14 protein-coding genes and 4 tRNA genes are annotated in these 13277 nt (G+C 56.4%); 9 read left to right on the top strand and 9 right to left on the bottom strand.

The features are described from left to right. The first annotated feature begins 60 nt into the window (after positions 1–60). The 6 genes from AACY36_RS26680 to mgtE all read left to right on the top strand — a co-directional run bounded on the left by AACY36_RS26680 (position 61) and on the right by mgtE (position 3937). Positions 61–1302: an aspartate kinase gene (locus tag AACY36_RS26680; RefSeq protein WP_049711891.1), complete on the top strand. Its 1242-nt coding sequence runs from the start codon at positions 61–63 to the stop codon at positions 1300–1302. Positions 1303–1476: 174 nt separating this feature from the next. Further along, a complete protein-coding gene (gene csrA / locus AACY36_RS26675; protein ID WP_003175645.1) occupies positions 1477–1665 on the top strand; it encodes a carbon storage regulator CsrA in 189 nt (62 codons plus the stop codon). Positions 1666–1727: 62 nt separating this feature from the next. After that, positions 1728–1818: transfer RNA gene (locus AACY36_RS26670), tRNA-Ser, on the top strand. Between the two features lie 108 nt (positions 1819–1926). Then, positions 1927–2003, top strand: a tRNA-Arg gene (locus AACY36_RS26665). A 72-nt stretch (positions 2004–2075) separates the two neighbouring features. Continuing rightward, positions 2076–2152: transfer RNA gene (locus tag AACY36_RS26660), tRNA-Arg, on the top strand. Between the two features lie 339 nt (positions 2153–2491). Further along, positions 2492–3937, top strand: a complete 1446-nt coding sequence (gene mgtE, locus AACY36_RS26655) for a magnesium transporter (protein WP_339420757.1) — start codon at positions 2492–2494, stop codon at positions 3935–3937. Positions 3938–4073: 136 nt separating this feature from the next. Here mgtE and AACY36_RS26650 read toward each other — a convergent pair whose 3' ends face one another. The 3 genes from AACY36_RS26650 to AACY36_RS26640 all read right to left on the bottom strand — a co-directional run bounded on the left by AACY36_RS26650 (position 4074) and on the right by AACY36_RS26640 (position 5196). Beyond that, positions 4074–4400, bottom strand: coding sequence for an Arc family DNA-binding protein (locus tag AACY36_RS26650; protein ID WP_003175643.1), 327 nt, complete (start codon positions 4398–4400; stop codon positions 4074–4076). Between the two features lie 377 nt (positions 4401–4777). After that, positions 4778–4957: a PA3371 family protein gene (locus AACY36_RS26645; protein ID WP_339420755.1), complete on the bottom strand. Its 180-nt coding sequence runs from the start codon at positions 4955–4957 to the stop codon at positions 4778–4780. Between the two features lie 11 nt (positions 4958–4968). Further along, a complete protein-coding gene (locus AACY36_RS26640) occupies positions 4969–5196 on the bottom strand; it encodes a hypothetical protein (RefSeq protein WP_339420753.1) in 228 nt (75 codons plus the stop codon). Positions 5197–5521: 325 nt separating this feature from the next. On the opposite strand from AACY36_RS26640, the gene AACY36_RS26635 reads away from it, so the two are divergent. After that, positions 5522–5598: transfer RNA gene (locus AACY36_RS26635), tRNA-Arg, on the top strand. Positions 5599–5694: 96 nt separating this feature from the next. Here the strand turns inward: AACY36_RS26635 and AACY36_RS26630 are convergent. Both AACY36_RS26630 and AACY36_RS26625 read right to left on the bottom strand, forming a co-directional pair. Beyond that, complete coding sequence (locus AACY36_RS26630; protein ID WP_339428335.1) at positions 5695–7713, bottom strand: TonB-dependent receptor; 2019 nt, start codon at positions 7711–7713, stop codon at positions 5695–5697. Positions 7714–7884: 171 nt separating this feature from the next. After that, the gene (locus tag AACY36_RS26625) at positions 7885–8274 is read right to left on the bottom strand and encodes a DUF2946 domain-containing protein (RefSeq protein ID WP_339420752.1); all 390 of its coding nucleotides are present in this window, start codon (positions 8272–8274) and stop codon (positions 7885–7887) included. Positions 8275–8470: 196 nt separating this feature from the next. On the opposite strand from AACY36_RS26625, the gene AACY36_RS26620 reads away from it, so the two are divergent. Together AACY36_RS26620 and AACY36_RS26615 are read left to right on the top strand one after the other, a co-directional pair. Further along, entirely contained in the window at positions 8471–8938 is a 468-nt protein-coding gene (locus AACY36_RS26620) for a hypothetical protein (RefSeq protein WP_339420750.1), read from the top strand. 246 nt (positions 8939–9184) lie between these two features. Continuing rightward, complete coding sequence (locus AACY36_RS26615; protein ID WP_339420749.1) at positions 9185–10570, top strand: MFS transporter; 1386 nt, start codon at positions 9185–9187, stop codon at positions 10568–10570. Between the two features lie 59 nt (positions 10571–10629). Here the strand turns inward: AACY36_RS26615 and AACY36_RS26610 are convergent, their stop codons facing one another. From AACY36_RS26610 to flgA, 4 genes are all read right to left on the bottom strand, one after another. Further along, positions 10630–11379, bottom strand: a complete 750-nt coding sequence (locus AACY36_RS26610) for a flagellar brake protein (RefSeq protein WP_339420748.1) — start codon at positions 11377–11379, stop codon at positions 10630–10632. A gap of 96 nt (positions 11380–11475) precedes the next feature. Then, positions 11476–11946, bottom strand: coding sequence for a flagella synthesis protein FlgN (locus tag AACY36_RS26605; RefSeq protein WP_339420747.1), 471 nt, complete (start codon positions 11944–11946; stop codon positions 11476–11478). 48 nt (positions 11947–11994) lie between these two features. Further along, on the bottom strand, positions 11995–12309 hold the full coding sequence (gene flgM / locus AACY36_RS26600) for a flagellar biosynthesis anti-sigma factor FlgM (RefSeq protein WP_339420746.1): 315 nt from the start codon (positions 12307–12309) through the stop codon (positions 11995–11997). Between the two features lie 140 nt (positions 12310–12449). Further along, positions 12450–13220, bottom strand: coding sequence for a flagellar basal body P-ring formation chaperone FlgA (gene flgA / locus AACY36_RS26595; protein WP_339420745.1), 771 nt, complete (start codon positions 13218–13220; stop codon positions 12450–12452). Positions 13221–13277 lie beyond the last annotated feature (57 nt).

The following is a 13277-nucleotide window of genomic DNA, read 5'->3' as shown; positions in this document are numbered from 1 at the left end:
GGCGGGTTCGGTGCTGGTTGATTTATCAGGCGCCCCTTTACGGGCTGAGGCGGCTTAGAAATGGCTTTGATCGTACAGAAATTTGGAGGCACCTCGGTCGGCTCTGTCGAAAGAATCGAGCAGGTGGCCGACAAGGTTAAGAAATTCCGCGATGCTGGCGACGACCTGGTGGTGGTGCTGTCGGCCATGAGCGGCGAGACCAATCGCCTGATCGATCTGGCCAAGGCAATCAGTGGTGATCAACAGCCGCTCCCGCGTGAGCTGGATGTGATCGTGTCCACCGGCGAGCAGGTGACCATCGCCTTGCTGGCCATGGCGCTGAATAAGCGCGGTGTGCCGGCGGTGTCCTACACTGGCAGCCAGGTGCGTATCCTCACTGACAGCGCGCATACCAAGGCGCGCATCCTGCAAATTGATGATCAGAAAATTCGCACTGATCTAAAAGCCGGCCGCGTGGTAGTTGTAGCGGGCTTCCAGGGTGTGGATGAGCAGGGCAATATCACCACCCTCGGGCGTGGCGGTTCAGATACCACCGGCGTGGCGCTGGCGGCGGCGCTCAAGGCCGATGAATGTCAGATTTACACCGATGTGGATGGCGTCTATACCACCGATCCGCGTGTAGTGTCCGTGGCTCAGCGCCTGGATAAGATCACCTTTGAAGAGATGCTGGAAATGGCCAGCCTTGGTTCCAAGGTGTTGCAGATCCGCGCGGTGGAGTTTGCCGGCAAGTACAACGTTCCGCTGCGCGTATTGCACAGCTTCAAAGAGGGTCCGGGCACCCTCATTACTATTGATGAAGAGGAATCCATGGAACAGCCAATCATTTCCGGTATCGCTTTCAACCGTGATGAAGCCAAGCTGACCATCCGTGGCGTGCCAGACACCCCGGGCGTGGCGTTCAAAATCCTGGGCCCTATCAGCGGCGCGAACATCGAAGTCGACATGATCGTGCAGAACGTATCGCACGATAACACCACCGATTTCACCTTCACCGTGCACCGCAACGAGTACGATGCGGCGGAGCGGATCCTGCAGAACACTGCGAAGGAAATCAGTGCCCGCGAAGTGATCGGCGACACCAAGATTGCCAAGGTGTCGATCGTGGGTGTGGGCATGCGTTCGCATGCCGGCGTTGCCAGCCGTATGTTTGAGGCCCTGGCCAAGGAAAGCATCAATATCCAGATGATCTCTACCTCGGAAATCAAGGTTTCGGTGGTGATCGAAGAGAAGTACCTGGAACTGGCTGTACGTGCGCTGCATACCGCTTTTGAGCTGGACGCTCCGGCCCGACAGGGCGAGTGATGCAGTGCCAGAAAGGCGCGGTTTACCGCGCCTTTCATTTTTTTGTAGGGCGCATGTTCTTTTGCGTGGGCTCGACAATACTTAGGTGGTAGAGCTACGGCTTTTAGGTTGTAGGTCGAATGCCTTTTTTTTGCAGACTGTTGTTCCTGAACTGAAATGCGTGAGGAGAAAGGTATGTTGATTCTGACTCGTCGTTGCGCAGAAAGCCTGATTATCGGTGATGGCGAAATCACCGTGACCGTGCTTGGCGTCAAAGGCAATCAAGTACGTATCGGGGTTAACGCTCCGAAAGAGGTAGCGGTGCACCGCGAGGAAATCTACCTGCGGATCAAGAAAGAGAAGGACGAAGAACCAAGCCTTTAATTTTTATCGTTTTTTATGTTTGCAAACGGGGATGAACGTGGTTAATATACGCCCCGTGTTGCGGAGAGCTGGCCGAGTGGCCGAAGGCGCTCCCCTGCTAAGGGAGTACACCTCAAAAGGGTGTCGGGGGTTCGAATCCCCCGTTCTCCGCCATTATTTGCTTAGTACGTTGCAATCTGGTTTTTTCGGTAAGTTGTTGAAGTTACTCGAAAAAATAGCTTTACATAGAGATTGAACGGCCTATAATGCGCGGCAACAAATGCACTCGTAGCTCAGCTGGATAGAGTACTCGGCTACGAACCGAGCGGTCACAGGTTCGAATCCTGTCGAGTGCACCAATTAAGAGTCAGTTGCAGCAATGCAGGTGATTCGGTTGCAACCAGTTGTGATCTGGTCTAAAAACACAATCTGCACTCGTAGCTCAGCTGGATAGAGTACTCGGCTACGAACCGAGCGGTCACAGGTTCGAATCCTGTCGAGTGCACCATACAAACAAAAAGCCCGCCTAGTGCGGGCTTTTTGCCGTCTGGAGTTTGTGTAGGATTTTTTCTTTTTCGCTTCTCTCATGTGTTTTCCTTCCACACTGCGTCGTCGCAGTTCATAGATGCAGCCAATGCTTAGCGTTGGCTCGCAAGCGCTTGTTCTTTCCAGTTTTTTAACGTTTAAAGTGGCCGGGCGGTGTATCATTGCGCCCGTCAGCCCCGCCGGGGCTTGTGGAATACCTCCATGGACTTACCCAGTAGTTACTCAGTACCCCGTTTTACCAATCATGAATTGACTGATTGATCCTTCCGGCGTGCCCCGCTGCTGGGAGTGGAGTTCGCCTATGACCGAAGTAGAAGTAAAGAAAAAAACACAAGACAGCCTGCAGGATCGCTTGGCTCAAGTCATTGAGCTGCTGCAGCGCCAGCGCGTGGTCGAAGACCTTACGCACCGCCAGGATGGCCCGAATAACGACTTGGTCGAAAACCTTGTCCACCGGCAAAACCTCGTCGAGCTGCAACGCAAGCTCGATGACCTGCACTCCGCCGACGTCGCCTATATTCTCGAAGCCCTTCCGCTGGATGACCGACTGGCCCTTTGGCAATTGGTCAAGGCTGATCGTGACGGCGACATCCTGCTCGAAGTATCCGACTCAGTCCGTGAAACCCTGATCGCCGACATGGACGATCATGAGCTCCTGGCTGCGGCCAGGGAGATGGACGCCGATGAGCTGGCTGACCTTGCCCCCGAGCTGCCACGTGATGTTGTCCATGAGCTGATGGAGGCGCTGGACACGCAACAGCGCGAGCGCGTGCGCTCTGCGTTGTCTTACGATGAGGATCAAGTCGGCGCGCTGATGGACTTCGAGATGGTCACCATCCGCGAAGACGTCAGCCTGGAAGTGGTCCTGCGCTACCTGCGCCGGCTGAAAGAGCTGCCTGGTCACACCGACAAGCTGTTCGTGGTCGACTACGAAGGCATTCTCAAGGGTGTACTGCCGATCAAGCGTCTGTTGGTCAATGATCCCGACAAGATGGTTGCGGATTTAATGGCCAGCGATACGGTGAGTTTTCACCCAGATGAAGATGCCTACGACGCGGCGCAAGCATTCGAGCGTTATGACTTGATCTCGGCGCCGGTGGTCGACAAGAACGGTAAATTGATTGGCCGTTTGACCATCGATGAGATCGTCGACCTGATTCGTGAAGAGAGTGAAACTGAAGTCCTCAACATGGCGGGTTTGCGTGAAGAGGAAGATATCTTTGCGTCGGTCTGGCGTTCGCTGCGTAACCGCTGGGCCTGGCTGGCGGTCAATCTGGTTACCGCCTTTATTGCCTCGCGTGTGATCGGCTTGTTCGAAGGCTCCATTGAGAAGCTGGTAGCCCTGGCGGCATTGATGCCGATTGTGGCCGGTATTGGTGGCAACTCCGGCAACCAGACGATCACGATGATCGTGCGCGCGATGGCGCTGGACCAAGTGAGTACGGCTAACTCATCGCGTCTGTTGCGCAAAGAGCTGGCCGTGGGCCTGATCAACGGGTTGGTGTGGGGTGGGGTGATCGGTGTGGTGGCCTACTTGCTATATGGCAGTTGGTCGCTCGGCGTGGTGATGACTGCTGCCATGACCCTCAACCTGCTGTTGGCGGCCCTGATGGGGGTGTCGATCCCCATGACCCTGGCGCGTCTTGGGCGGGACCCGGCGATGGGTGCCAGCGTGATGATCACAGCCATGACCGACAGTGGTGGATTCTTCATCTTCCTGGGCTTGGCAACAATTTTCCTGCTCTGATCCCTTTCGGCGGGGGCAAGTCTGCCCCCTAACGAGCTCCCGGCGTAGCACCAGCACATCAAAATGTGTGGATGCCTATACAAATTCCAGGCAAAAAAAAGCCAGCACATGGCTGGCTTTGGCTTTCAGCTGCAAATCAATTGGCTTCTGCGGCCGCCTCAACGTCGTGCGCGATGAGCGAGACGAGAGCATTTTGCTGGCGGTGGGAAAGCTGGCGAAAACGCTGCAGCAGTTCGCGTTCGTGCAGCGACAGCTCGGGGCTGTCCAGACGCATGCTCAACTCGTCGCCCAGCGCACCTTCCTGAATGAGGCTTTGTTCCAGGCGCGCGATGATTTCGGAGTTCATGCTGCGGTGATGATTGCGAGCCACCTCGGCAATGCGTTCACGCATTCCGTCTGGCAGACGTACGACGAACTTGTCAGCCGTACGGCTGGAATAAATTGCCTGTTTCAATGGGCGCATATATTTAACCGGTTAGTTCAGGGGAGCGGTTTTTGGAATTGGCCGCAAGATGAATGTTAAGACAAGACTCACGACCAAAGTTCAACCCGAATTGCAAAGAGGCCGCATCATGCCTCAGATTTGCCAGTTCCTTGGCGTCAATTCTGTGACAAATATTGAACTGACTAAAGGCTTTATGCCAGCACTCATTTGTTTTTTTGCGGACTGGTTTGAAAAATCTTCTACGGGTGATTCCGCGAGGGAACTTCCCATAACTCCAGACTGGCACAGGGCTTGAGGCCGAACATCCTACAGCAAGGTGGCACTTTGCCCTTAGTTTTAAGAATAGTGGCAATCTGCCGATTAGCCAGAACAAGGCGACGTAAGGTAGGAGGGGATCAGCGCAGGACAGGGTCGAACTTGATACGACGACCGACAATGAGGGAGATCAACAACAGGCTGGCAAACACACCGGTGGCAATAAATGCGGTGGTTTGGCCGTCTTGCGATTCGGCGCCCAAGCCCACAGCGCCGGTGAAGGCGGTCAGGCACAAAAACAGCCAGGCAGATTTGGTCATTTACGATTTCCTTAGAAAACCCAGTGTTCAGATGCAGGTGCAGCCTGGGTGCCTTCGGTCAGGCGTACCAGCGATTGCGCGTTGGGCGTCATTACCGCCAGTTGCGGCCGCTGTTGCAGGTGATGCGGGACAGCCTGACTGATCTGCGCAGGATCGTCAGCGCCAGTCGATTGAAAATGGAATGTTACTAATGCAGCCAAGGCTACGGTGTTGAGGGCTAACAGAAGGGCACTGTTCATGGTCATGTTCTCCGCTTAACGCCGTGGCCTGTTGGGTTTGTAGGAGAAGTATTGCAGGTCTCGTGCCAATCCATTAATCCAATAAAATCAATGGTTTAAGTGTACTTTAAAGGTGCGAAAGGTTGCAATTTGCAATGATGGCATTTTGAGGGAGTGCATTTTGCACGATGGCGGCAAGTGCCCGGATTTACGGGGCGAAACTGCGATCAGCCGCGCAGGGATCGGCCTACACTCAAAAAGCCGACGGACGACATGACAAAACCCACCTCGGCCGTTAACATGCACGCCGTCCGTCGCCGTGCCCTTGGCCAGACGACTGTCATTTGTCCCAGTAGCTCAATTGGATAGAGCATCCCCCTCCTAAGGGGAAGGTTGGCCGTTCGAACCGGCCCTGGGACACCATATACCTCAAGGCTTTCAGCTACCCTCCCTCTGCTCGGTACGGCATCTCCGTGCCCCGGGCTGCGCAGCCCATATTGACCTGCGCAATGCCCCCGCTCAGAAGTCCACAGTTACGCCGGTGTAAAGCGCGCGCCCATCACCTGGAGAATGCAGGGATGCCTGTGCACCATCCGGGTCGTACCAGACGTATTCATAGTATCGGTCTGTAAGGTTTTTCAGTTGTAGGTCGACGCTGACGGACTGCGTCACCTTGTAGGTTGCACCCAGGTTAACCAGCACGTAGCCGCCATAGGTTCCTTTGGTGTTTTCCCGCTCCAGATAATAGTGAGTCTGGCCGTTCATCCAGGCGGTGAGCTGCAAGGCAGGTGTCACGTCATAGCTTATGCCTGCGTTGTAAAGGTGATGCGGGATGTGATCGATTTCCTGACCTTTGCTGTTAGGCAGCGTTGCGCTCGGCCGGAGTATTTTCGAGTACTGCCACGAGTACGCCATCCAAATTTCGGTGCGGTCGTCAGGGTGCAGGTTCATTTGCAAGTCATAGCCCCACCGCCGGGTTTCACCAACGTTATCGGACTCGCCGCTCGGGTCATTAAGCCTGCGACTGACTTCCCCAGAGGCCTCTTGCTGCCAATAGGCGACTCGCCCATCGACCCAGTCAGCCGGCGTGAACTTGATGCCCGTTTCCCAACCTTCGTTGATCGAAGGTGCCAGGTCAGTATCCCGGGGCGGAATTTTATAGGCCGCCGCTCCCGTGCCTACCTGAAAGGTGCGCCCCCAGTTTGCGTAAACGCTGGCGACCTCCCATGGGGAATAGACAACGCTGATCTTCGGCTGCTTGATCAGTCCGTAATCGTTGATGTCGTAGTCGGCGCCGGTCATTTCGTTGGTGAAGTCACCCTGGATCTTGTCGACCCGGTAGGCCGGTACGATCTTCAGTGACTCGAAAGGTTTGATCTCGGCTTGGATATAAGCGCCGTAGGTGTCGAAGTCGAACTGTTGATTGCGAGTGGTCGCCAGGCGTGCACGGTCTTTGGTGCGATAGCGTTCGCTCTTGTTTTGCTGTTGTTGTACGTCTGCACCACCTTCCAGGGCAAAATCGTATAGCCCGCTGACGTCCGGGCGCCAGGTCAATGACGTGAGGGCGCCGTATTGAGTCTCGTAGGTGTCGCGCTCCTGCTGCGAGCTTGTTTGCCAGTATTGCGTCCAGCGCCTGTCATCGAAGGTGTTGACGTAAGTCTTGGCTGACCAGGCGAGCGTATCAGCCAGGTCGGTATCGAAATGCAGGCTGACCTGGTTCATGCGCCGGGTGCCTTTATCCGTGGCATTGAAACGGTTGGTCATCTCGGGGTGATGACGTGCATCGTCCTCAGCCAGATAGCCCGGCTCCAGAGCCTCGGTTTCGTAGTGACGTGCGATCAGGCCGATGCGGTAGCTGGCATCGTCGGGCGTATAGAACCATTTGCCTGACATTGAGAACTTGTCGGCTTCGGCATGATCCCGGTAGCCCTCGGACTTCTGATAGGCGAAGAAATAGTTTTGAGTCCAGTTGCTGCTTTCAATGCCTTTGGCGAGTTGGGCCTCCTGGGTATTGAAGCTGCCATAACGAAGCCGCGCTTTTGTGTAGTCGCCACCCGTGCGGCTCAGCATATTGACGTTGCCGGCGATGTTATTCAGGCCATAACGCGCATCGCTGGTGCCACGCACCACCTCGATGCTGTCCAGCTCCATGGGAAAAATCATGTCCATGTACGGCATGTTGCCGTCGTTGCTATTGCTTGGGATTCCGTCGATCAGCAATTTGACCGCATTCACTTCCCCTTCGCCGTTGAAGCCTCGCAAGGAGATCTTGCCGGAGGTGGTGCCTTGGTTGAACTCCGTAAGCATCACTCCCGGGGCGCGGCTGAACAGTTCCCAGCTGTAATTGACGGGCATCTTTTCGAGGATGTCTGCCCCCAGGATATCTACCGAGCTGAGGACAGTGCTGGTGCTCAATGGGCCGCTGGGCGCCGCTTGAACATTTACTGTGCCGAGGGTCAACGTTGAGTCTTCCACCTTGGTGACGTCAGCCAACGCGGAGCACAAGGGGCTTATTGCGAATAAACCAGCGGACATCATCGGCCACAGGGGACGGGGCACAGGCAAACGCTTTGCGTGACGCAAAGGCAATGGAGCAGGCATAGCACGCACTTCCTGATGATCAAGAAACTTTAAGGGCGTTCAGCGTCCTTCGCGGGCCGCTAAAAGGATTTAAAGAGAGCTGCACCGGACAATGTCGCGGTGTTGTGATCAGGCGAGGGGGGAGGCGCGTGGACTGAGGCTGGGCCAACGAATCCTTGGGTGCCGGGTTGGCAACTCTGGATTTTCGAGGGAGGTATCGGGTGTGTACTGCGGCAGAAAATGCCGGTAGTAGTTGGAGGGTAATGCGGCCAGTCCGGCGTGGCCACAACAGCAGTCACCGTGTTGCATGACCGATTTCGACTGAGGTACCTGTAAGGCATCGATCACTTTGCTGAATGCTTGAGGCAACGCGCTCGAGTTTCCACCCGAACAGAACCCGCCCCAGAGCATCAGGCGCGTGTCGGGCGTCTGCATCGCACGGCTCAAGGGCATGGCGAACAGGTTCAGCAAGACCGCCAGGCAGGCGATCCAGGGGCTGATGCGCTTCAACGAACCCATAAATGAAATCGCCGTAAAGGGGCCACTATTTAGCCCGCTTTAACGGATGAAGTAAATTTTTCCAGGGTGCGCTATTTCGCCACAGGTGCTACATCTTTGTGGGCGCATGATGGTAATCAGGGGCATTATCGCTGCCTACTCACGGCACCCGCCACATCCGTTTGATCAAGTGACAGCAGGGAGTAGGCGACCTTTGATGGATATTCAATTTTGCGGTAATGGCACGCGTGATAACCCGTCTATAGGTACATGCGATGAATACCGCGTGAGCGGCATTACCAGCATCGATGATCTGACCGGGGCTTATCGTAAGCTGGCTGACACCCACCCTGGTTTTAAGCCCTTATTCTCGCTTGATGATCTGTCCCAGGCCCGTTACACCTCAGGGCATGCGCGCAATAATCTGGGGATGGGCGACGCATCGGCGCAGGACATCATCGGGTTGCCTCCAGCGTGCTTCGAGATGGGTGAATACATCGGTTATCCGACGACTTCATTCGTGCTGAGCCGCCCGATATATCCTTGGCTGACCGCGTTGCGAAGGATTTTTGTGCGCTCTACAACACTGACGATGAAAGCCTGCCAGCACGGGTCCGTGCAGTCGCAGAGGCGATCTCAGGTCGCACGCACCAGTGGTTGCGTTACGTGGAGTGACGCTTTGTGAAAGCCATAAGCCCTGACGGCCGAGCATTTTCGATACTTTGTCGAACCTTGTCGGTGTTCAGGGTTCTCAGCACGTGCGCGGTGTATTTATCTCAACTTATGTACCTTGCAAGCGGTCGGGCAGCGTCTGAGCTATTACGCACAATAATCCCCGGAAACAGCGAATGTTGCCTGTCCGGACCCGGCCACCCCGGACTATCATGCCGATAGTCCTACCTCTCACCGCAAGGAGCCGCTCGGAACGCCGATGCGCCAAATCTGGAAATCTTTTCGAGCCCTTTATTTCGCCTCTTTGATGATGCTGATCGGCTCCGGCTTGCTCAGTACCTACCTGGCGTTGCGCCTGGCGGCGGACCATGTCGACAGCCTGTGGGTGGGTGCGCTGATGGCGGCCAACTATTTTGGCCTGGTGCTGGGAGGCAAGATCGGGCACCGCCTGATTGCCCGGGTCGGGCATATCCGTGCCTATGCCACCTGTGCTGGGATTGTCGGCGCAGCGGTGTTGGGCCATGGCCTGGTCGACTGGCTGCCGGCCTGGATTGTGCTGCGGATCATCGTAGGCCTGGGGATGATGTGCCAGTACATGGTGATCGAAAGCTGGCTCAATGAGCAGGCCGACGTCAAGCAGCGTGGGGTGGTGTTCAGCGGTTACATGATTGCGTCCTACCTGGGCCTGGTACTCGGCCAACTGATCCTGGTCATGCACCCCCAGCTTGGCCTTGAATTGCTGATGTTGGTCGCGCTGTGTTTTGCCCTGTGCCTGGTGCCGGTGGCCATGACCCAGCGTATTCACCCGGCACCGCTGCATCCGGCGCCGATGGAGCCCCGCTTCTTTATCAAGCGCGTGCCACAGTCACTGAGTACTGTGCTGGGGTCGGGCTTGATTGTCGGTTCTTTCTACGGTCTGGCGCCGCTCTATGCGTCGCAGCAAGGGCTCAGCACCGAGCAGGTCGGCTTGTTCATGGGTAGCTGCATTTTTGCCGGCCTGCTGGTGCAATGGCCGCTTGGCTGGCTATCGGATCGGTATGACCGGGCGCTGCTGATCCGCTGTTTTGCCTTGTGCCTCGCGGTGGCGGCGTTGCCGCTGGCCATCATGTCCAAAGTCCCCCTGGAAGTGCTGTTTGTCGCTGGGTTCTTGTGCTCGCTGGTGCAGTTTTGCCTGTACCCGTTGGCCGTGGCGTTTTCCAATGACCACGTCGAAGGTGATCGTCGGGTCTCCCTGACAGCGATGCTGCTGGTGACCTACGGTGTCGGCGCCAGCATCGGGCCTTTGTTGGCGGGCGTGGTGATGAAGCTCTTTGGCAGTCAGATGCTGTACGCGTTCTTCAGTCTGTGCGCGGTGATCCTGGTATGGCGCATCCGCCCGAAAGCCGTGACCAACCTGCACCAAGTGGAAGATGCGCCACTGCATCACGTGGCGATGCCTGACAGTATGTCCAGCTCACCGCTGGTCGCTGCCCTGGACCCGCGGGTTGATGAGCAGGTGGTGCAAGAGCAGATGCAAAACACCGTTCCCGACCCGGAGCCGGAGACCGAGCCGCAACCACCGACGGATGAGCCGCCCTTTGAGGGGCCGCCGGAGCCGCTGGGGCCCGAAGAGCATCCGCATGACTTGAGCAGGGCGCGTCCCTGAAAGCAAAAACGGGCAGATCCCTCAAGGATCTGCCCGTTTTTTATGGCGGTTGTTAAGCCTTAAAAATCGTCGTCTTTGTCGAAGCGCCGTGCTTCACGTTGGAGCTGGTATACAAAACGCTCGACCTGACGCTGCACCAAACCACTCATGTTATGGAAGCGCACGCCGGCGAAGGTGGTGTTGATCCTTTCTTCGAAATGCAGATAACGCAGTTCGACCGAGGTGGTCATGCTGCCAAAGGGCAGTGCCGCGATAAACCGATCGTAGACCTGGCCCAGTTGCAAGCGCTCGGAAATGTCGCCTTCAAAACGCAGTTTGCAGCCGGTAGCGGAAATATCCAGCAACTTACCGTTGACCGGCGCTTGGAGTTTCTCGCCGCCCAATTCGATGTTGATCAGTTGCGCCAACTTCAACGCGGCGCGAAAGGCATTGCGCCGTTGATGGTAGACCACCTCGTCAGGCAGGCCGCCGGTGTAAATACGGTGGCCGTCCTTTTCGCTTACGGTAAGCGTACCGTTGCTTTCCCATGCGATACGCACACCGTCATGGAAACCTTCAATGCGGAACGGTTCGCCATTTTCGAGGTGGCGTTCACCGTCGCGGGGGATCATTTCATCCAGGGCGAGGGTACCGCCGTCCCGATTGACGTCCACCAGGTAGCTCTGGAAGCGTTGGCTGCGTTCATGGAAGGTGATGATCAGCGGGTCATGGCTTTCTTGCAGCATCCGCAAGGTGCTGGCGATTTCCAGAGGGGTGGTGAGGACCTTGGGTGGCTGCGGGGCATCTTCCGCATTAAGGGCGTTGAACACGGTTCTTCCATCTCCAGACAAAATACGACTACACGCAAGAGCAGGCATTCTGCCAGTATGTTGCGCGCCTTGGATAGGCCGCGCTGTAAACGGGCGTCAGGCTTGGCTGCGGGTGCTTGGCTTGACCAGGCGCGAGGTGGAGCCTTGCGCGTTATATAGCGCCGGAGGCTCACCGCCGTGAAGTATACGCAACTGGTTGGCGGTCGTAGCTTGCTGAAGCTGGATCGACTGACCGTTGAGCCGGTTGGCTTCCTGGCACAAGGAGAGCAATTGATTGAGTTCTTTGCTCTGGGCCAGTAATTGGTCACCGACCGAGGAGTGGCTGGCCAGCTGCGCCAGGCCGTCCTGGTCGGCGGGCAGGCCCAGGCTGATGAGGATCTGACTGCGTTTTTTGCCGTGCTGTTCCAGCAGGACAATCAACGACTGCTTGCGCGCCAGAATTTCTTCCAGCAAGGGCATATCGCGGCCGTAGAGGGCCAGGGATTCCTCCCTGAGCAGCTCGAGCAGCTGTTGCGTCGGCGCTAGATCATCAATGATCAGCTGAAGCAGATTTTCGTCGTGATGCATGGCTGGCCTTGGGTTTTAAGCGTCCAAAAGCCCGGCGCAGGCCTTTGCCTAGCGCTCGGCTTCGAAGTTAAGCAGCTTGCTGGCTACACGGTTGCTGTCGACTTTATAGCTGCCGTCGGCGATTGCCTGTTTCAATTCAGCCACACGGGCTTTATTGACCACCGGTTGATCGCGCAGCGAGTCAGTGACCTTCTGCAACTGTTGAGCCTCATTGCTCAGGTGTACGGATTCCCCGCTCTGGCTGACGCTGGCCTGTTCTGCCTTGGCTGGCAGAGGCTGGGCCTTGGCTTCCACGCTTTCCTTGGAACGCGTAGTGCCTGCCGTTGATGGGGCGTTATTCAAACGACTGAAATCGATGACCATGATAAAAAACCTCTGGGTATTTGGACGCTTGCCATGTTTTCGGCAATACCCGGATTAACTTTAGGCGCGAATGACAATAAATCTCCGCACGGAACATCTCGTGCACAGTGTAGAAAAAGCCAGCGTCCACTACCAGCAATCTATAAAGCGACCTCGACTTGCCCCGGCGCCGTTACCCTGGCCTTGATTACCCGGTTGGAATTGAGGTTCTTGACGCGTATCTGTTCGCTCATACCGCCGTTGGACAAGGCTTCCCCCGGCATTTTTACCTGCAGTGCACCACTGCTGGCGGAAATGACCACCTGTTCGCCTTTGCGAATCACCTCTGCCTGCTCAAGATGCACCAGCGTGATCACCTGGTCAGTGACCACTGGTCGGGTCAATTTCTGCCCGATGGCCTGATCGAGGGACGTCAGGTAGCCCTGACTGATCATGCTGATGTCGCGCTCGCGCAACACAACGTCCTCGAAACCGATGATGCCGGTGCGTTTGAGTGGGCGGGCCACCACCACCACATCGCGAAACAACTTGACCTGGGCCGGCACGAACACGGTCCAGGGCGAGGCGCCGTCGCAGCGAACCTTGACCGTCACGCGGCCGATGGGCTGTGCCGGGCTTTCCAGGGTGGCTGTCAATTCCTTGTCGCACATTGGCATGCGCAAACGCGGGTCCAACTGGTTGACCTGGATTTCATAACGCCCTGGCGTCTGGGTGGTCGCCAGATAATCTTCTACAGTGAACTCAAGAAAGCCTTGAGTGACGCCGATAAGTAGATCAGGCAGGGTGACGTTATCTGCGCGGGCTGTGGCGCTCAGGCCCAAGGCGAGGGCGAGTATCGCCAGCGGTGTGCAGAACAATCTGCAAAACCGTGTAGGGTTGGAGCGTCGGGAAACCGTCGTTTTAATGTCCATAATCAATAAATAGCAAAGCTCGTGCCGTTTAGCGTTGGGTGCGCGTCGCACCCTCAA

This window comes from Pseudomonas sp. EA_15y_Pfl1_P101 (genome assembly GCF_963970835.1).
GTDB classification, from domain to species: domain Bacteria; phylum Pseudomonadota; class Gammaproteobacteria; order Pseudomonadales; family Pseudomonadaceae; genus Aquipseudomonas; species Aquipseudomonas tritici.
This window is presented reverse-complemented; position numbering and strand designations above follow the sequence as displayed.

Excerpts from the sequence above, each read along its gene's own strand:
- AACY36_RS26680 (WP_049711891.1), top strand. The coding sequence starts at position 61 with ATGGCTTTGATCGTACAGAAATTTGGAGGCACCTCGGTCGGCTCTGTC.
- csrA (WP_003175645.1), top strand. The coding sequence starts at position 1,477 with ATGTTGATTCTGACTCGTCGTTGCGCAGAAAGCCTGATTATCGGTGAT.
- mgtE (WP_339420757.1), top strand. The coding sequence starts at position 2,492 with ATGACCGAAGTAGAAGTAAAGAAAAAAACACAAGACAGCCTGCAGGAT.
- AACY36_RS26650 (WP_003175643.1), bottom strand. The coding sequence starts at position 4,400 with ATGCGCCCATTGAAACAGGCAATTTATTCCAGCCGTACGGCTGACAAG.
- AACY36_RS26645 (WP_339420755.1), bottom strand. The coding sequence starts at position 4,957 with ATGACCAAATCTGCCTGGCTGTTTTTGTGCCTGACCGCCTTCACCGGC.
- AACY36_RS26640 (WP_339420753.1), bottom strand. The coding sequence starts at position 5,196 with ATGAACAGTGCCCTTCTGTTAGCCCTCAACACCGTAGCCTTGGCTGCA.
- AACY36_RS26630 (WP_339428335.1), bottom strand. The coding sequence starts at position 7,713 with ATGATGTCCGCTGGTTTATTCGCAATAAGCCCCTTGTGCTCCGCGTTG.
- AACY36_RS26625 (WP_339420752.1), bottom strand. The coding sequence starts at position 8,274 with ATGGGTTCGTTGAAGCGCATCAGCCCCTGGATCGCCTGCCTGGCGGTC.
- AACY36_RS26620 (WP_339420750.1), top strand. The coding sequence starts at position 8,471 with ATGGATATTCAATTTTGCGGTAATGGCACGCGTGATAACCCGTCTATA.
- AACY36_RS26615 (WP_339420749.1), top strand. The coding sequence starts at position 9,185 with ATGCGCCAAATCTGGAAATCTTTTCGAGCCCTTTATTTCGCCTCTTTG.
- AACY36_RS26605 (WP_339420747.1), bottom strand. The coding sequence starts at position 11,946 with ATGCATCACGACGAAAATCTGCTTCAGCTGATCATTGATGATCTAGCG.
- flgM (WP_339420746.1), bottom strand. The coding sequence starts at position 12,309 with ATGGTCATCGATTTCAGTCGTTTGAATAACGCCCCATCAACGGCAGGC.
- flgA (WP_339420745.1), bottom strand. The coding sequence starts at position 13,220 with ATGGACATTAAAACGACGGTTTCCCGACGCTCCAACCCTACACGGTTT.